Source organism: Streptomyces venezuelae (genome assembly GCF_008642315.1).
In the GTDB taxonomy this organism is placed as follows: Bacteria; Actinomycetota; Actinomycetes; order Streptomycetales; family Streptomycetaceae; genus Streptomyces; species Streptomyces venezuelae_D.
The window spans coordinates 192,259-209,300 of the sequence record NZ_CP029192.1 but is presented as its reverse complement, the minus strand read 5'-3'; the positions used below and the strand labels follow the sequence as shown (position 1 = coordinate 209,300).

Below are 17,042 nucleotides of genomic sequence, written 5' to 3'. Positions count from 1 at the left end.
ATGTGATTACTCCGATTACGCTAGCAGGGGTGAGGCGGTAGGAGTAAGGCGTGAAGTCCTCCTTTTCCGATTACGCGCTCGGAGCCGGTGTGGCGACCGATCTGGTCAACACCGCTGCCCTGGTGCGAAGAAGTACGGGTGAAAGCCTCGTGGACGCGGCGGCTCTGGGGCGGTTCCTCGCCGGACACGACCTGTCTGCGGAGGCCCTGCCGTCGGGCCGCGATCCGTCCCCCGAGGATCTGGAGGACGTGCTCGCACTCCGCCACGAAGTGCGCACCCTGCTGGAGTCCACGGACGAGGACGCCCTCGCCGTCGGCGCCAACGCGCTCGTCGAACGCGCGGGCACGCGACCGGTGTTGGAGCGGGACGCCGACGGCCACTGGCATTGGTTCACGACCGCCGGGCCCGGTGCCGCGCTCGCCGACGAGCTCGCCGCACTGATCGGCACCGGCCTGCTCGGCGTCCTGCACACGCTCAGCGGCGACCGCGTCCGGCACTGCGCCTCACCCACCTGCGACGGCATGTTCGTGGACACCAGCAAGGCCGGCCGCCGCCGTTACTGCACGCCGGGCCTCTGCGGCAACCGCCTGAACGTCGCCCGACACCGCGCCCGACAGCTCGCGGAGGACACCGGGTGACCGTCGACCTGACCCTGCTCACCCAAGTCGCCCACCGAGGCCAGGAGATCACCGCCCCCCCGGCTCCGCGGCCTCCTCGCCCTCGCCCGCCTCGGACGGCATGCGGAGGCCACCGCACCGCTCGCCGCTGCCGCCCGGCTCCCGCGCGACGAGGAGGTGCTCACCGAACTCCTGCGCGGCGAGTCGGCGACGGCGGGCCCGTCCGCCGCACTGGCGCGCTACGAGACGTACCGACGCGGCCTGCGCGACGAACTCGGCACGGAGCCCGGCACCGGACTCAAGGCCGTACAGCGGGAGTTGCGGCGCGGCGGGACGCCCGCCGTCCGTCACGGAGTGCTCCTCGAGCCGAACCAACTCCTGGGCAGGGAGGAGGACATCACCGCGGTGCTGCGACTGCTGCGCACCGCGCGTGCCGTCACCGTCGTCGGCCCCGGAGGCCTCGGCAAGACCCGCCTCGCCCACGCCGTCGGCCACCGCGCCGAACAGCGCGTCGTGCACTTCGTGCCGCTCGCCGGCGTCACCACGGACAGCGACGTGGCCGCGGAGGTGGCCGCCGCGCTCGGCGCGGGTGAGCGACGGCCCGGTGGCGTCGGCGGCCACGCCCCGGCCGACCCGGTGGCCGCCGTCCGCGCCGCGCTCGGCACCGGCCCCGCCCTCCTCATCCTCGACAACTGCGAACAGGTCGTCCGGGGCGCGGCCGACCTCGCACGCGGCCTCGTGTCGGCCTCCAAGGACCTGCGGGTTCTCGCCACCAGCCGCGCTCCGCTGGACCTCACGTCGGAGGCGCTGTACGCCCTGCCGGAACTCGGCCCCGACATGGCGGCCGAACTCTTCACCCAGCGGGCCAGGGCGGCCCGCCCCGACGTGGACCTGCCGCCGCACGCGGTGGCTGAACTCTGCCGCCACCTCGACGGACTTCCCCTCGCCGTGGAGTTGGCCGCCGCAGGACGTTCAGGGTGAGGGACGGATAGCGCCGTACGTGCAGGAGGTTGCGGCGCAACATGGTGGACGAGTCGCGCAGAGCGGCGGAGGCCGACCGAAACGCGCCTGGATCGTCGAACCGCAGCCGTACGTGCCCGCCCGGCACGAGCCTCTTCAACTCGTTGGCGCTCCCCGCCGCGGCGATCTTCCCGTCGTGGAGGACGGCGATGCGGTCGGCGAGCTGATCGGCCTCCTCCAGATACTGCGTGGTGAGGAAGACGGTGACGCCGTCGGCGACCAGCTCACGGACCACGCCCCACATGGTGTGCCGCGAGCGTGGGTCCAGGCGGGTGGTCGGTTCGTCGAGGAAGATGATCCGTGGTCCGCCGACCAGTGTCATGGCGATGTCGAGCCGCCGCCGCATGCCGCCGGAGTAGCCGCCGGCGGGCTTTCCGGCCGCCTCCACGAGGTCGAACCGCTCCAGCAGTTCCGCGGCGACGCGACGGCCCTCGCGGTGGGTCAGGTGCCGCAGATCCGCCATGAGCCGCATGTTCTCCTCCCCGGTGAGCAGACCGTCGATCGCACTGAACTGCCCGGTGACACCGATCGCGGCGCGGACCGCCTGCGGTTCGCCGACGAGGTCGAATCCGCCGACGCGAACCGCGCCGGAGCCCGGCCCGGGGGAGACGAGGGTGGAGAGGATCTTGACGGCGGTGGTCTTCCCGGCCCCGTTCGGCCCGAGCAGGGCGAAGACGGTCCCGTCCGGCACGGCGAGATCGACACCGTCCAGGACGGTCCTGTCGCCGTAGGCCTTGCGCAATCCGCGTGCGGTGATGGCAAGTGCGGTCGTGTGTGCGTCGGTTGCAGCCGGCGCCGACGGGTGGGGCGGCTCCGCCTGGCGGGAGGGGCGCGCCAGGGAGTGTGCGGCCCCACCCGTCGGGGCGGTCCCCGGTGGCGGGCAGGTGGCCGGGATCTCCCGCGTCGGCTGCCCTGCCGGTTGGTGAGCACACCGGGACCTGTGGTGGTGCTGGGGGCCTGTGGTGCTGGGAGCGGAAAGCCGTGATCGGCTCGGGACCAGAAAGACCGGTCTGTCTTGTGCGTCTCTGTCTCGACCATGGCAGCGGGCGGCGCCCGTGTCCAGGACTATTCTGGTCGGTGATGGGCAGTCAATCGCCGCTCTCGACGAACCGGTTGAAGCCCCGGGAGCGGATACTGAGGACCGCGTACGAGCTCTTCTCGCAGCGCGGCATCCGCGATGTCGGCATCGAGGAAGTCGTCGCGCGTTCCGGAGTCGCCAAAGCGACGCTCTACCGGCATTTTCCCTCGAAGGACCAGCTCGTCCTCGCCTTCCTCGCCCGCAGGGAGCGGCAGTGGACCCTGGGTCGGGTCGTCGCGGGCGCCCGCAGCCGGGGCAGCACCCCGGAAGACAGGCTCCTGGCCATTTTCGACGTCTTCGACGAGTGGTTCCGGGCCGACGACTTCGACGCCTGTACGTTCATCAACGTACTGCTGGAGATGGGCTGGAAGCATCCGTTGGGGCGGGCGTGCATCGAGTACCTGGAGAACATCCGCTCCCTCGTGCGCGGCATGGCCGAGGAAGCGGGGCTGCGCGACGCCGACGGGTTCGCCCGGTCCTGGCACATCCTGATGAAGGGGTCGATCATCTCGGCGGCTGAGGGCGACCGGGACGCGGCGCTGCGGTCCAAGGAGATGGCGCGCATGCTGATCGCCCGTCACCGCTGACGGTCAGCCGCTCAGTCACGCGGCCAAGGGCGCCCGTCGAGCCGTTCGATGTCGCGGTTGAGGCGGGCGAGGCAGGCCGCGAGCTGCGCTGCCTCGTCGGGGGACCAGTCGGCCAGGACCTTGCCGAGGCCCGTGACGTTCTCGGTCCTGTCGTCGTCCAGACGGCGCTCGCCCTCCTCGGTGATGGCGAACTTGCGGGCGATGCCGCCGTCGGGGTCGGGGATGCGTTCGACGACGCCGGCGCGGAGCATCGCGGCGGTCTGCCGGTTCAGCGTGGACGTGTCGAGACCGAACGCGTCCCTCAACTGCCCGATGGACATGGGGCCTTCGACGCGGATCCGGCTGAGGATGATGTAGGCGCTGCGGTCGAGCCGCCCGCCGCCCCGCGACGTGAGCAGGCTCATGTGGCGGCCGAGGAGCATCGTCTCGAACTCGATCTGGTCCAGCGGCTTGTCCATGCGAGCAGATATATCACGGATTGTATGCATGTTGCACATCGTGTGCATGCAGCATGCGGTATGCATTGTGCATATCTAGTGTACGGTGCACATCGTCTCCGTGGTGTTCGTGCCACGGCACGTCGGCCTACGGCAACGACGTCGACCTACGGCAACAACAGGGAGCACCCGTGGACAGTGCACAACCAGCGACCCGGCCGGGCGCGGTGATCGGCATCCTCGCCTTCGCGGGCATCGTGGCCGCGATCACACAGACCTTGGTCGTGCCGCTGATCGCGGAACTCCCCGACCTGCTCGGCACCTCCGCGTCCAACGCCTCATGGGTCATCACGGCGACCCTGCTGGCCGCCGCGGTCGCCACCCCCGTCGCCGGGCGCCTCGGCGACATGTTCGGCAAGCGGCGCATGCTGCTCGCCTCCCTGATACCGCTGGTCGTGGGCTCCGTCGTGTGCGCCCTGTCCTCGTCCGTCGTGCCGATGATCGCCGGTCGCGGACTGCAGGGCATGGGCATGGGCGTCGTACCCCTCGGCATCAGCCTGCTGCGTGACGTGGTGCCCGCGGAGCGCCTCGGCTCGGCCATCGCCATCATGAGCGCCTCCATGGGCGTGGGCGGCGCGCTCGGCCTTCCGCTCGCCGCCGCCATCGCCGAGAACGCCAGCTGGCGCGTGCTGTTCTGGGTCGTCGCGGGCCTGGCTCTCGTCGTCGGCGCCCTGATCCTGGCCCTCGTGCCCGCGGAACAGCGGAACGACGCCCGCGGCGGCTTCGACGGGCTCGGCGCCGTCGGCCTGGGAGTCGGCCTGATCTGTCTGCTGCTCGGCGTCTCCAAGGGCGCCGACTGGGGCTGGGGGAGCGCCACCACGCTGGGCCTGTTCGCCGGCGCCGTCGTCACACTGCTGGCCTGGGCCTGTTGGGAACTGCGCCTGACCGACCCCCTGGTCGACCTGCGCGTGACCGCCCGCCCCCAGGTCCTGATGACGAACGCGGCCTCGATCCTGGTCGGATTCTCCATGTACGCCCAGTCGTTGGTCGTACCGCAGCTCCTCCAGCTCCCCGAAGCCACCGGATACGGCCTCGGCCAGTCGATGGTCGCCATGGGCCTGTGGATGGCTCCCGCCGGACTGATGATGATGGCCATGTCACCGCTGGGCGCCAAGCTGTCCGCGGCCCGCGGCCCCAAGGTCACCCTGTCCGTGGGCAGCCTCGTCATCGCCGCGGGCTACGGCCTCGGCCTGCCCCTGATCAGTTCCGGCTCCACGTGGAGCCTGCTGGTCGTGACGATCGTCTGCAACACGGGAGTCGGCTTCGCCTACGGAGCGATGCCCGCCCTCATCATGGGCGCCGTGCCCCCGTCGGAGACCGCGTCGGCCAACAGCTTCAACACCCTGATGCGTTCGATCGGCAGCTCTGTCTCCGCGGCCGTCATCGGTGTCGTCCTGGCCCAGCTGACCACGGACTTCGGGGGCTACGCCCTGCCCTCCGAGAACGGCTTCCGCGTCGCCATGGCGATCGGCTGCGGCGTGGCCCTGACGGCCGCGGTCGTCGCCGCCCTCATCCCCGTACGCCCCGCGACCGACCGCGTCGAACCCGTCGCGGCCCCGGCGCCCGACACCGGGGCACCGGAGTCGGCCGTGCGGCGGCCCCGTACCGCGCAGGATTGAGAACGACGGCATCATCGGGCCCAAGACCTGGGCGCGTCCGCGGGGCTGAGTCCCAGAACGCGGCACCGGAACAGCAGGACCGTTCCGGTGCCGTCGCAGCGTACGGCCCTACGATGGGGCCATGCCGGAGCGCACGGAAACCTCACCTGCACATCATGGGCACCAACGGAGGCCGGGCAGGGAGCAGTTGGAGACCGCCACGACCGTGTTCGCGCTGCTCGCCGACCCCACCCGGCTGCACCTGCTGTGGCTGCTGGCCGGGGGAGAGGCCGACGTGACCGAGCTGGCCGCGGCGAGCGAGGCGGCCCGGCCGGCCGTCAGCCAGCACCTGGCCAAGCTGCGGCTCGCGGGCCTGGTCCAGTCCCGCAAGGACGGGCGCCGGATGGTGTATTCGCTGCGCGACGGCCATCTGCGGCGTCTGGTCACCGAGGCGCTGAGCCACGCCGACCATCAGGTCACCGGCGCCCCCTGGCACGCGTGATCGTGTACGCGCAGTTCCTTACGTCGACGTGTGCGCATCTGCGCACACGTCGTCTACCGTGAAGGTGTCCGGGCCCTCAACCCAGGGGACGCCGTCATGCGCTCAGTGCTGCAAAACCGCACGTATCGCCGCCTGTTCACCGCCCAGTTCGTCGCCCTCACCGGCACCGGCCTCGCCACCGTCGCCCTGAGCCTCCTGGCGTACGACCTCGCGGGAGCCGACGCCTCCGCCGTCCTCGGCACCGCACTGGCGCTCAAAATGGTGGCGTACGTGGCCCTCGCCCCGTTGATCAGCGCCCTCGCCGACCGCGTGCCCCGCCGCGCCCTGCTGGTGACGATGGACGGCCTCCGGGCCGGGATCGCACTCGTCCTGCCCTTCGTGGACCAGGTGTGGCAGGTGTACGTCCTCATCTTCCTGCTCCAGGCCGCATCGGCCGCCTTCACCCCCGCCTTCCAGGCGACGATCCCCGAGATCCTGCCCGACGAACGCGACTACCTGCGCGCCCTGTCGCTCTCCCGGCTCGCGTACGAACTCGAGAGCCTCCTCAGCCCGGTCCTCGCCGCCACGCTGCTCGCGACGGTCACGTACGACTGGCTGTTCGCCGGTACGGCTCTCGGTTTCCTCGCCTCGGCGGTCCTGGTCGTATCGGTCGCGCTGCCCGCGCCGCGCCCGGTCGAGCACGCCGGCGGCGTTCACGTCCGGGCGACGTTCGGCATCCGTCTCCACTGGGCCACGCCCAGGCTGCGCGCCCTGCTCGCGCTGGACCTCGTGGTGGCCGCCGCGGGCGCCATGGTCATCGTCAACACAGTGGTGCTCGTCAGGGAGCACCTGCGGCTCGGGGCGGGCGAAGTGTCGCTGGCCCTGGGGGCGTTCGGAGCCGGATCCATGGTGGCCGCCCTGCTCCTGCCGCGCGCCCTCGAACGCTTCGGCGACCGCCGGGTCATGCTGGGCGCCGGGTTCTTGCTCGGCGCCGTCCTCACCGCCCTCACCGCGGGCCTCGGGCACGGCACCCGGGCCTGGGGCTGGCTGCTGGCCGCCTGGATGCTTCTCGGCGCGGGCTCGTCCATGGTCGCGACCCCGGCGGGCGGCATCGTCCGCCGCTCCGCCGCGCCCTCCGACCTGCCGGCCGCGTTCGCCGGCAGGTTCGCGCTCAGCCACGCCTGCTGGCTGCTCACCTACCCCCTCGCGGGGTGGCTGGCCGCCGCCGCGGGAATGACCGTCGCGGCGGCGGCGCTCGCCGGCCTCGCACTCGTCGCCGCGACCGCGGCCGCGCTGCTCTGGCCGACCCACGACCCGGCCCGCCTCCCGCACCTCCACACCGCCCTGCCCGCCGACGACCCGCACCTCGTCGACGCGTACGCGGGCCCGCACGGCTGGCGGCACGCGCACGACTACGTCATCGACGTCCGCCACCCGAAGTGGCCGACCCCCGGTCACCCCCCGGGGCGCTTTCCTGGCCGGGCCGGTTCGTACTAGCGCCCACCTCGGCCAGCTCCTCGCCGTCCGCCAGGCGTGCCCGCACCGTCACGCGGGCGTCCTCGGGAGCCCGGACGGCCAGGGTGCGGCCGCGTCGCTCCGTGTCGACGTCCCCGGTGACCGTGAGCCGGGTGACGTCGCGGCTGCCGGCGGCCAGCACGTACCGGTGCCCGGATCCGGCCGTCCACCGCGTACCGGCCACGACGTGCTGGCCGAACCGGCTGCAGGCGGCCGTCGTGCGGGCCCGTCCGACGACCTTCGCCGGGGCCGTCGCGGACTCGGTGGACGTACGGAACTGGAGCAGGACGCTGCCCGGCCCGCGCCAGGTCGAGGCGCGCGTACAGGACCACACGGCCCGGCCGCCGTCCTCGGGCAGCTTCTGATCGGCGTAGTCCCACTGGTTGACGGCCCGCACGCCGTGCCCGCGCAGTTCGGCCAGGCGGCACGCACCGCGGGCCCAGCTCCGCAGGGCGGTGCCGCTGGTGGCCTCGCGCGGCTGGCGGGCGGGCGCGCCGGTGCCGGGCAGCGGGGTGTAGCTGAGGTGGGCGGGGGCGAGGTCGCCGAGGTCGGTGACGAGGAAGGCGTGCTTCTCCACGATGCGGGCGGACGAGCGCAGTTGGAGCACGGGCAGGCTGTCGCAGGGGCCCGCCGCCGATGGCGCGTCGACGGCCGCGGTGAGGCCCTGGCCGGACACGTCGAGGGGCCGCCCCGGGGAGTTGGGGCTCAGCAGATCGCGCGTGCGGGCCTCCGCGATCCACGGAGCGGTGAGATAGCGGATCTTGCCGTCCTCGCGGCCGACGGCGAGTGCCGCCGCCGTGGTCACGTCGGAGTCGTCGGCGCGCGAGAAGTCCAGGGACGCGGGCTCCGTCGGGGACGCCGGTTCCACGTACCGGACCACGCGCCTGCCGTCGTGGAACAGGACGACCGCCTCGCCGTCCACGTCATCGGCGTACAGCAACTGGGTTCCCCGGGGCGGAGGTTCGGTGGTCGTCGCCGGGGCGGCGCCGACGCGCGTGCCGGGTGGGGGGTCGGTCCAGGCGGCGAGGGCGCGGGTGAGCAGCTCTCGGTCGTCGGTGCGGGAGCCGCGCGCGGGCCAGGCGCTGAAGTCCACCCGCGAGGTGTCCGCCCACACGTCGGAGGAGGTGCGGAGCAGCGCGTCGGCGCTGATCGCGGGGCGTCCGCCGGTCTGCCGTGTCGGCTTGTCGCCCGGGACGGGGACGGGGCCGATCGTAAGCAGCGCCGCGCAGCTGATCGCGGTGACGCCCGCCGCGCACCAGACGAGCCGGAAGCGGCGTCGGCGGCGCAGCAGATCGGTGGGCCGGGTCTGCACGGAACAGGCGTCGAACTCCTGCGAGTGCAGCAGCCTGCCTGCCGCCTCGCCGACCGTCTCTTCGACGCGGCGTGCGGCGCGCAGCGCTGCCTCCGGATCGGGGACGTCGGCGGCGGCGAGCAGATCCACGACCTCGGGATGCGCCAGCCCGTCCAGCCTGCACAGCACGAACGCGGCGCGCGCGGGTGCGGGGAGCTCGGAGAGGACCTGCGCCAGAGCGATCTCCTCCGTGCCGCCTGCGCGGGGGAACAGCCGCAGCCCCCAGACCACCGGGAGCGCCGGGCGCAGGGCGCGGGGCGGCGGCAGACGGTCCGGCCAACCGCGCGGCCGCCGCTCGTGGGCCAGCGCCGCGCACAGCACGCGCGCGGTCATGTATGCCGTCCCCGTCCTGGCGGGTTCCGTCCCCGCCGCATCCGCACTTCCCGAACGCGGCAGCGGAACCCGGGCCGTCGCATGCCGCACCCGGAATCCCGGCAGGGCGCGCTGTACCAGAGAATGCGCGGCGAGGACGCGGCGGTGCCGGCTGAGTCTGCCGGGCAGCGTGAGGTAGGCGAGGCGTACGAGGCGGGTGTACTGGTCGACGATGACGGCCTCGGCATGGTCGAGGGCCACGGGCTCGAACGCCTTGGCCCGGCGCCTTTGCGATGTGCTCATCGATCGGGTGACCTTCCGAAGGCTGACGGTGTTACGTCCTGACCTCCGTCAAACGAGTGAATGGTGCGATGGTCACAGGCGGGCGGTGAACAGCGAAAACGACTACGCCGTCACGGCGACCCCGGACCGGTAGCGTGACGCCGTGCCCAGCCCGCAACGCAACTGCCGCTGGTGGACCGGCCGGAACCGACGGGCGAGGACGAACGAGGCGGCCTGCACTGGAAGACCCGCACCATCGCCGTACACGCGGCGGGGCGGCCCTTCGTGTGGGGGGACGACGAGATCGCCGCGGCGGACCGGGCCTGGGTGGCGGACCACCATCCGGGGCGCGCCCTGCTGCACCGCGTGGACGCGCGGCTGCGCGCGCGGTGACTTCCCGGTCGTGGACCGCTGTTGCCGTTCGGTGACACCGGGGACGGAGCTGTGACGTGGCGGAGGGCAACGGGCGTGGGGGGTCGCGGGTCGTATGGAGCGTGGGATCAAGGGAGCGGTCTCCTGACGTACACCTGGTCCCGGACCAGCACGCCGACGTACATCCGATGGGGGAAACACAATGCAGATGAACAAGCGCGTCAACAAGGGACTGCTCGCCATGGGAGCCGCGATCGCCGCGGCAGGCGTCGCCGCGAGCACCGTACCGGCCGCCGCGGCCGGCACCCCCCGCTTCCTTTCGCCGGGCGAGCTGCCGCCGCACGCCTCGTCCTCCTGGACCGCGGGGCCGGTCACGGCGGGTCAGCCCGACCCGCTGCCGATGTGCGTCGGCGAGGCCCTGCCGTCGATCTCGGTGCACCGCGCGTACCACACCGACCTCGACACCACCGCACTTCAGGTGACCGTGGTCGAGCGCAGCGAGCAGCGGGCCAAGGACTTCGCCGCCCTGCTGCGCAAGAACCTCGACGGCTGCGCGAAGTCGGTGATGGAGCAGTACCCCGACATCACCGCGAAGCAGAAGTACTACGGCAAGGTGAACGCCGAGGAGGGCGCGCACGTCTACGGCGTCCACACCACCGCCACGTGGGGCGCCTCGGACATCAACATGTTCTCGGTGGGCCGCGACGGCAACACGGTGACGCTCGTGAGGTGGGGCCAGATGGGCAACTTCGCGAACGCTCAGGTGGCCGACTTCAAGACCACGACCGCCACCGCAGTGAACAAGCTCTACTGATCCGACCTCGGCTTTCCCGCCACGGGGTGGGACAATCGGCCGACCGGGGAGAGGCCGGGGGCCGGTGTGGCGCCCGGCACCCGGTGGTGGGGAGGAACGACGGTGGTGGAGTGGCGGTACATCGCCAAGGGCGCAAGGGCCGTCCCTGAACCCATGGCGACGCCGTTCGTGTGGACGACGGCCTGTTCGGGCTCCCTGGTGCTGGTCATCGCGTTCGACCTGCTCGGCGCACTCGACCGCACGGGCCTCGCCCTCGCGGCGCTCTCCGTGGTGGCCGCGCTCGTCGGGACGCTCGGCAGGTTCGTCGCGGCGCCGGGCACGGCCCTGCTCTGCTGGGCCCTGCTGAACGTCTTCGCCGCCCACCCCACCGGGGAACTCTCCTGGGCCGGGCACCGGGACCCCGGCTGGGTGGCGTGCCTGCTGGCCGCCGCCCTCATCGGAACGGCGACGGCCCGGGTGTGGTACGCCCGGGCCGCCTACCGCCGCATCACGCCGTTCGACGGCGCCGCCTGACCCTCGTACGCCACGGGACCAGGGCCTCACGCACCCGTCTTTGCATGACCATGCGCGATGATGCATACTCTTCCCATGTCTAAGGTCCTCACCTCCCTCCCCGCCGGCGAGCGCGTCGGCATCGCCTTCTCGGGCGGTCTCGACACCTCCGTCGCGGTCGCGTGGATGCGCGACAAGGGCGCCGTCCCGTGCACCTACACCGCCGACATCGGGCAGTACGACGAGCCCGACATCGCCTCGGTGCCCGGCCGCGCCAAGACCTACGGCGCGGAGATCGCACGCCTGGTCGACTGCCGTGCCGCGCTGGTCGAAGAGGGCCTTGCCGCGCTGACCTGCGGGGCGTTCCACATCCGCTCCGGCGGTCGCGCGTACTTCAACACCACGCCGCTCGGCCGCGCCGTCACCGGCACCCTCCTGGTGCGCGCGATGCTCGAGGACGACGTCCAGATCTGGGGCGACGGCTCGACCTTCAAGGGCAACGACATCGAGCGGTTCTACCGGTACGGCCTGCTCGCCAACCCGCAGCTGCGGATCTACAAGCCCTGGCTGGACGCCGACTTCGTCACCGAGCTCGGCGGCCGCAAGGAGATGTCGGAGTGGCTCCTCGCCCACGAGCTGCCCTACCGCGACAGCACGGAGAAGGCGTACTCCACCGACGCCAACATCTGGGGCGCCACCCACGAGGCCAAGACGCTGGAGCACCTGGACACCGGCGTGGAGACCGTGGATCCCATCATGGGCGTGCGGTTCTGGGACCCCGAGGTCGAGATCGCCGCCGAGGACGTCACGATCGGCTTCGACCAGGGCCGCCCGGTCACCATCAACGGCAAGGAGTTCTCCTCCGCCGTCGACCTGGTGATGGAGGCCAACGCCATCGGCGGCCGCCACGGCATGGGCATGTCCGACCAGATCGAGAACCGGATCATCGAGGCCAAGAGCCGCGGCATCTACGAGGCGCCGGGCATGGCCCTGCTGCACGCCGCGTACGAGCGCCTCGTCAACGCGATCCACAACGAGGACACCCTCGCCCAGTACCACAACGAGGGACGGCGCCTCGGCCGGCTGATGTACGAGGGCCGCTGGCTCGACCCGCAGGCCCTGATGGTGCGCGAGTCGCTGCAGCGCTGGGTCGGCGCGGCCGTCACCGGCGAGGTGACGCTGCGGCTGCGGCGCGGCGAGGACTACTCGATCCTCGACACCACGGGACCGGCCTTCAGCTACCACCCGGACAAGCTGTCCATGGAGCGCACCGAGGACTCGGCGTTCGGCCCGGTGGACCGCATCGGCCAGCTCACCATGCGCAACCTCGACATCGCCGACTCGCGCGCCAAGCTGGAGCAGTACGCGGGCCTCGGTCTCATCGGCACCGCCAACCCGTCCATCGGCGCCGCCCAGGCGGCCGCCACCGGTCTGATCGGCAGCATGCCGGAGATGCCGGAGGGCGGCGCCGAGGCCATCGCCTCCCGCGGCCAGGTCTCCGGCGAGGACGCGGCGCTCGACCGCGCCGCGATGGAGTTCGGCACGGACTGACCCGCGGGCAAGCGGGGCGGCAGCCACCGACGGCACATGAGGCCGGCGCGACACCAGAAGGTGTCGCGCCGGCCTCATCCGTTTCGGGAGCGCTTCTGATTCGTTGACGTTTTTGTGGGTACCCGGGGGCAGTCGGCGTACGGCACCTGTCCCTCGGGACGCCCGATCCACGTGGTGAAGCCCACGACCAGTGGGGTTTTACGCGACTGTAGAAGTATGGCTAGGGTGCCGGAGATGTTCTGCGACGGCGTATCACCCGCATTCAGAGCAAGACGTGATTTCGCAGGCCCAGGTTCACTGTGGGAGGCATCTTGAGTGAGACCGCACGGCCAACGGGCCGTCATACGTTGGCGTTGCCTCCCCAACGGCCCATGACGCGCCCGCTCGCCGCCGCGAGCCCGGCCCCGGGCGCGGCGAAGCCGGCCAAGCAACGGGACTCGTTCTTCGACAACGCCAAGTACCTGGCGATCGTCCTCGTCGCCATGGGACACGCGTGGGAACCACTGCGCGGCGACAGCAGGGCGGCCGCCGCGCTGTACATCACCGTCTACACGTTCCACATGCCGGCGTTCATCGTCATCTCCGGCTACTTCTCCCGCAGCTTCGACGCGAGCCCGAAACGCATCCGCCGCCTGGTCACGGGGATCGCCGTGCCCTACGTGATCTTCGAAGTGGCGTACACCTTCTTCAAACGGTGGGCGGGCGGCGACCCGGACTACCCCATCAGCCTGCTCGACCCCTGGTACCTGACCTGGTTCCTGGCCGCGCTCTTCATCTGGCGGCTCACGACCCCCATCTGGCAGCGCGTGCGCTGGCCCCTGCCGATCGCGCTCGCCATCGCCGTCCTCGCGTCCGTGTCGCCGGACATCGGTGACGACCTCGACCTGCAGCGCGTCCTGCAGTTCCTGCCCTTCTTCGTCCTCGGCCTCGTCCTGAAACCGGCCCACTTCCAGCTGGTGCGCCGCCGCGAGGCGCGCATCCTGGCCCTGCCGGTCTTCGCCATGGCCCTCGCCTTCGCCTACTGGGCGGCCCCGCGCATGAACGCGGCGTGGTTCTACCGCCGTGACAGCGCACAGGAACTGGCCGCGCCCGGCTGGTCGGGCGCCGTCATGACCATCGGGCTCTTCGGCTGCTCGCTGATCCTCGTCGCCTGCTTCTTCGCCTGGGTGCCGGGCCGCAAGCTGTGGTTCACCGCGCTGGGCGCCGGCACGCTGTACGGCTACCTGCTGCACGGCTTCCTCGCCAAGGGATCCCGGTTCTGGGACTGGTACGACGCCGACTGGATCCACCGGCCCCTCGGCGAGATCACCGTGACGCTCCTCGCCGGAACGGTGATCACGCTCCTGTGCACGCCACCCGTGCAGCGCATGTTCCGCTTCGCGATGGAGCCCAAGATGACCTGGGCCTTCAAACAGGACGCGACCTCCCTCGCCCAGGGCAAGGGACTGGCGCAGGCGCAGGCGCAGGAACGGGAACGGCAGGACGAGAGACAGAAGGAACCGGCCGAGTGAACCCTCCGGCCCGGCCTCCCGCGGTCCACTACGACAGCGTCGTCGAGACGCTGCCCGCGGGACGCCGGGCCGTCGTCGTCCTCGACCGTGACGACCGACAGGTCGGCAGCCTCGAATACCAGGTCTGCCACCCCTGCCGACGCGGATACATCGGCAGTGTCTCCGTCGCCACCCACTGGCAGGGCCAGGGCATCGGACGGCACGCCGTGCACCTGGCCCTCGCCGCCGGCGCCGGATACGCCTGGTCCACCTCACGCCAGTCGTCCGCCGGGCGCCGCTTCTTCGCCGCCATGGAGGACGAGACGGCGACCGCCTTCCCGTCCGGCGGCACGCGGTGCCCGCACATGGACCCGCGCATGACCCCCGGCCCCCTCGCCGACGGACCCGACCGACGCATCGGGTGGCACGCCGCGCTGCGGCGGCGGAAAGTGATCAGGGAACCCGGAGATGACCAGGACCGTTGTCCTGAAACACCCTGAACGAGGAGCACCGCATTGTCCGCCCCACCGACGGACCCCCCACCGCTTTCCCCACCGGCGCGCCGATGAGCGCCGCCCTCGGTCTGCTGGCCGTCTTCGTCCTCACCGCCGGCACCGGATACTTCGTGGCGCAGGAATTCGCGTACGTCTCCGCGGACCGCCTCGCCCTGGCTCGCGAGGCCGCGGCGGGCGACAAGCGCGCGGCCCGCGCCCTGCAGGTCCTCGGACGGCTCTCCTTCATGCTGTCCGGCGCACAGCTCGGCATCACCGTGACCGGCCTGGTCGTCGGCTTCATCGCGGAACCCTCCGTGTCCGCCCTGCTCAGACCCGCCCTCACCGGCATCGGCATCCCCGAAGGCGCCGTCGGCGGCATCTCCGTCGTCCTCGCCTTCGTCCTGGCCACCGTCGTCCAGATGGTCCTGGGCGAGCTGGCCCCCAAGAACCTCGCGCTCGCCGTGCCCGAGCGCCTCGCCAAATCCCTCGCGGTCTCCACCCTCGCGTATCTGAAGGTGGTCGGACCCGTCGTGCGGATCTTCGACAGCGCCGCCAACCGGCTGCTGCGCCGCGTCGGGATCGAACCCGTCGAGGAGCTCCACCACGGCGCCACGCTGGAGGAGCTCGGCCACCTCATCGGAGAGTCCCACGAGCGGGGAGAGCTGCCCAAGGACACCGCGACACTCCTCGACCACGCGCTCGAATTCTCCGACCGCACCCTCGACGAAGTCATGGTGCCGCGCGCCGACGCCGTCTTCGTCCGCAAGGAGGCCAGCGCGGCCGACGCCGTCGAACTGGTCGCCCGGCACGGCCACTCGAACTACCCCGTCCTCGGCGACCACCCCGACGGCATCGGCGGTGTGCTGGGCGTGCGCGAGCTGACACGGCTCACCGCGGGCAGCCTGTCCGGCACGACCGCGGGCGCGATCGCCCGTCGGCCGCTGCTCCTGCCGGACACGCTCGAACTGCCCGACGCCGTCGAGCAGATGCGGCAGCGCGACGACGAGTTCGCCGTCGTCCTGGACGAGCACGGAGGCGTGGCGGGCATCGTCACGTACGAGGACATCGCCGAGGAACTCGTCGGTGACATCGCCGACGAGAGCGACACCGTCGTCGAACTCGCCGTCGCCGACGGACGGGGCTGGCTGGTGGACGCGGGACGCCGCCTCGACGAGGTCGCCGAGGCCACCGGGATCGAGCTGCCCGAGGAGGAGGACTACGACACCGTCTCCGGATTCGTCGTCGACCGGCTCGGCCGCTTCCCGTCCGTGGGCGACAGACTCCTCGTGCGGCTGCCCGACGGGGACACCGTGGTGATCGACGTACGCACACTGGAGCGGCACGTCGCGGAGCAGGTGCGCATGGAGAGGCTGCCCGAGGCCGTCCCTGATGCTCCCCTCGCCGGCAGGGGCCGGTCGAACGCCGAGGAGCCGAGCGCATGAGCTTCCCGATGGTGCTCTTCCTGACCGTCCTGCTGCTGATCGGCAGCGGCTTCTTCGTGGCCGCCGAATTCGCGCTCGTCGCCGCCAAACGGCACCGCATGGAGAAGGCCGCGTCCGAAGGCCGACGCGGCGCCAAGGCGGCACTCGCGGGCATGCGCGAGCTGTCCCTGATGCTCGCCGGCGCGCAACTCGGCATCACCGTCTGCACCCTGGGCCTCGGCTCGATCTCCAAACCCGCGATCTCGCACGCACTTGACCCGCTGCTGCACCGCTGGGGCCTGCCCAGCGGCCTCAGCTACGGAGTCTCCTTCGCCCTCGCGATGATCGTCGTGGTCTTCCTGCACATGGTCGTCGGCGAGATGGCGCCCAAGTCGTGGGCCATCGCCCACCCCGAGCGCTCGGCCATGCTCCTCTCCCCGGCCTTCCGCGCGGTCGTCAAGGTCGTCCGTCCGCTCATCGGACTGCTCAACAGGGTCAGCAACGCTCTGGTACGGCTGTGCCGCGTCACCCCGCGCGACGAGCTCGCCCCCGTCCACGACCGCGAGTAACTCACCCACCTCGTCACGGAGTCCGCACGCCTCGGCCTGATCAGCGAGCACGACTCGGAGCTGATCACCAACTCCCTCACCGAACCGGACTCGCCGGTCGGCGACCTCCAGACACCCGCCGGACAGATCACCTCGGTCCCGGCCGCCGCGGGCATCGACGCCATCCTCACCACGGCCGCCGCGCACGACCGCAGCCGCCTCCTCGTGTTCGACGGCCCCCTGATCGTCGGCTCGGTGCACGCCCGCGACGCCCTGATCGCCCGCGCCAGGGACCGCACCGACGTGACCGCGCGCGAGCTGGCCCGGCCCGTACCGGAGCTGGCCGCGAAGGACACCATCGGTCACGCCATCGAGCAGCTGCGCAGGCACCGCGCCTCCCTCGCCGTGGTCAGCGACGACACGGGCCGCCTCACCGGCATGGTCACGCTCGACGACCTGCTGGCCCGCCTGATGCACGCCGCGCCGAGGGACTCCGGCGCACCGCGGACCCCCGACGGTTGA

Annotated in this window: 14 protein-coding genes and 3 pseudogenes; 14 read left to right on the top strand and 3 right to left on the bottom strand. The window is 71.8% G+C overall.

All coding sequences use genetic code 11. The features are described from left to right. The first annotated feature begins 50 nt into the window (after nt 1-50). A complete protein-coding gene (locus DEJ48_RS00920; RefSeq protein ID WP_190537116.1) occupies nt 51-638 on the top strand; it encodes a CGNR zinc finger domain-containing protein in 588 nt (195 codons plus the stop codon). Between the two features lie 75 nt (nt 639-713). Continuing rightward, nucleotides 714-1,583: pseudogene (locus DEJ48_RS40080) on the top strand (BTAD domain-containing putative transcriptional regulator); the annotation flags it as partial. Here the strand turns inward: DEJ48_RS40080 and DEJ48_RS00910 are convergent. Continuing rightward, nucleotides 1,471-2,379: an ATP-binding cassette domain-containing protein gene (locus tag DEJ48_RS00910; protein WP_223831822.1), complete on the bottom strand. Its 909-nt coding sequence runs from the start codon at nt 2,377-2,379 to the stop codon at nt 1,471-1,473. The pseudogene DEJ48_RS40080 and the gene DEJ48_RS00910 sit on opposite strands and share 113 nt — an antisense overlap. 338 nt (nt 2,380-2,717) lie before the next feature. Between DEJ48_RS00910 and DEJ48_RS00905 the strand changes: the two genes are divergently transcribed. Further along, complete coding sequence (locus tag DEJ48_RS00905; RefSeq protein ID WP_150213535.1) at nt 2,718-3,302, top strand: TetR/AcrR family transcriptional regulator; 585 nt, start codon at nt 2,718-2,720, stop codon at nt 3,300-3,302. Between the two features lie 11 nt (nt 3,303-3,313). Here the strand turns inward: DEJ48_RS00905 and DEJ48_RS00900 are convergent, their stop codons facing one another. Next, nucleotides 3,314-3,760 carry a MarR family winged helix-turn-helix transcriptional regulator gene (locus DEJ48_RS00900; protein ID WP_150213533.1) on the bottom strand — a complete coding sequence of 149 codons (447 nt, stop codon included), beginning with the start codon at nt 3,758-3,760 and terminating at the stop codon, nt 3,314-3,316. A 170-nt stretch (nt 3,761-3,930) separates the two neighbouring features. Between DEJ48_RS00900 and DEJ48_RS00895 the strand changes: the two genes are divergently transcribed. The 3 genes from DEJ48_RS00895 to DEJ48_RS00885 all read left to right on the top strand — a co-directional run bounded on the left by DEJ48_RS00895 (nt 3,931) and on the right by DEJ48_RS00885 (nt 7,375). Next, nucleotides 3,931-5,418 (top strand): MFS transporter, encoded by a 1,488-nt coding sequence (locus tag DEJ48_RS00895; RefSeq protein WP_190537114.1) that lies wholly within the window; start codon nt 3,931-3,933, stop codon nt 5,416-5,418. Nucleotides 5,419-5,539: 121 nt separating this feature from the next. Beyond that, nucleotides 5,540-5,899, top strand: coding sequence for an ArsR/SmtB family transcription factor (locus tag DEJ48_RS00890; protein WP_150213529.1), 360 nt, complete (start codon nt 5,540-5,542; stop codon nt 5,897-5,899). A gap of 96 nt (nt 5,900-5,995) precedes the next feature. After that, complete coding sequence (locus DEJ48_RS00885; protein WP_150213527.1) at nt 5,996-7,375, top strand: MFS transporter; 1,380 nt, start codon at nt 5,996-5,998, stop codon at nt 7,373-7,375. Here the strand turns inward: DEJ48_RS00885 and DEJ48_RS00880 are convergent. Next, a complete protein-coding gene (locus DEJ48_RS00880; RefSeq protein ID WP_223831821.1) occupies nt 7,296-9,359 on the bottom strand; it encodes a hypothetical protein in 2,064 nt (687 codons plus the stop codon). The genes DEJ48_RS00885 and DEJ48_RS00880 overlap by 80 nt on opposite strands. Nucleotides 9,360-9,518: 159 nt before the next feature. Between DEJ48_RS00880 and DEJ48_RS00875 the strand changes: the two are divergent. From DEJ48_RS00875 to DEJ48_RS00840, 8 genes and pseudogenes are all read left to right on the top strand, one after another. Continuing rightward, nucleotides 9,519-9,731 (top strand): annotated as a pseudogene (locus DEJ48_RS00875) (hypothetical protein); the annotation flags it as partial. 181 nt (nt 9,732-9,912) lie between these two features. Next, on the top strand, nt 9,913-10,524 hold the full coding sequence (locus tag DEJ48_RS00870) for a hypothetical protein (RefSeq protein WP_150213525.1): 612 nt from the start codon (nt 9,913-9,915) through the stop codon (nt 10,522-10,524). Between the two features lie 153 nt (nt 10,525-10,677). After that, a complete protein-coding gene (locus DEJ48_RS00865) occupies nt 10,678-11,037 on the top strand; it encodes a hypothetical protein (RefSeq protein ID WP_317850893.1) in 360 nt (119 codons plus the stop codon). A 75-nt stretch (nt 11,038-11,112) separates the two neighbouring features. Continuing rightward, entirely contained in the window at nt 11,113-12,567 is a 1,455-nt protein-coding gene (gene argG / locus DEJ48_RS00860; protein WP_150213523.1) for an argininosuccinate synthase, read from the top strand. A 371-nt stretch (nt 12,568-12,938) separates the two neighbouring features. Continuing rightward, nucleotides 12,939-14,078: an acyltransferase family protein gene (locus DEJ48_RS00855; RefSeq protein WP_150213521.1), complete on the top strand. Its 1,140-nt coding sequence runs from the start codon at nt 12,939-12,941 to the stop codon at nt 14,076-14,078. Then, on the top strand, nt 14,075-14,557 hold the full coding sequence (locus DEJ48_RS00850) for a GNAT family N-acetyltransferase (RefSeq protein ID WP_150213519.1): 483 nt from the start codon (nt 14,075-14,077) through the stop codon (nt 14,555-14,557). The genes DEJ48_RS00855 and DEJ48_RS00850 overlap by 4 nt, the downstream gene beginning before the upstream one ends. Nucleotides 14,558-14,622: 65 nt before the next feature. Beyond that, nucleotides 14,623-15,993, top strand: coding sequence for a hemolysin family protein (locus DEJ48_RS00845; protein WP_150213517.1), 1,371 nt, complete (start codon nt 14,623-14,625; stop codon nt 15,991-15,993). After that, a pseudogene (locus DEJ48_RS00840) lies at nt 15,990-17,042 on the top strand (hemolysin family protein). The gene DEJ48_RS00845 and the pseudogene DEJ48_RS00840 overlap by 4 nt, the downstream one beginning before the upstream one ends.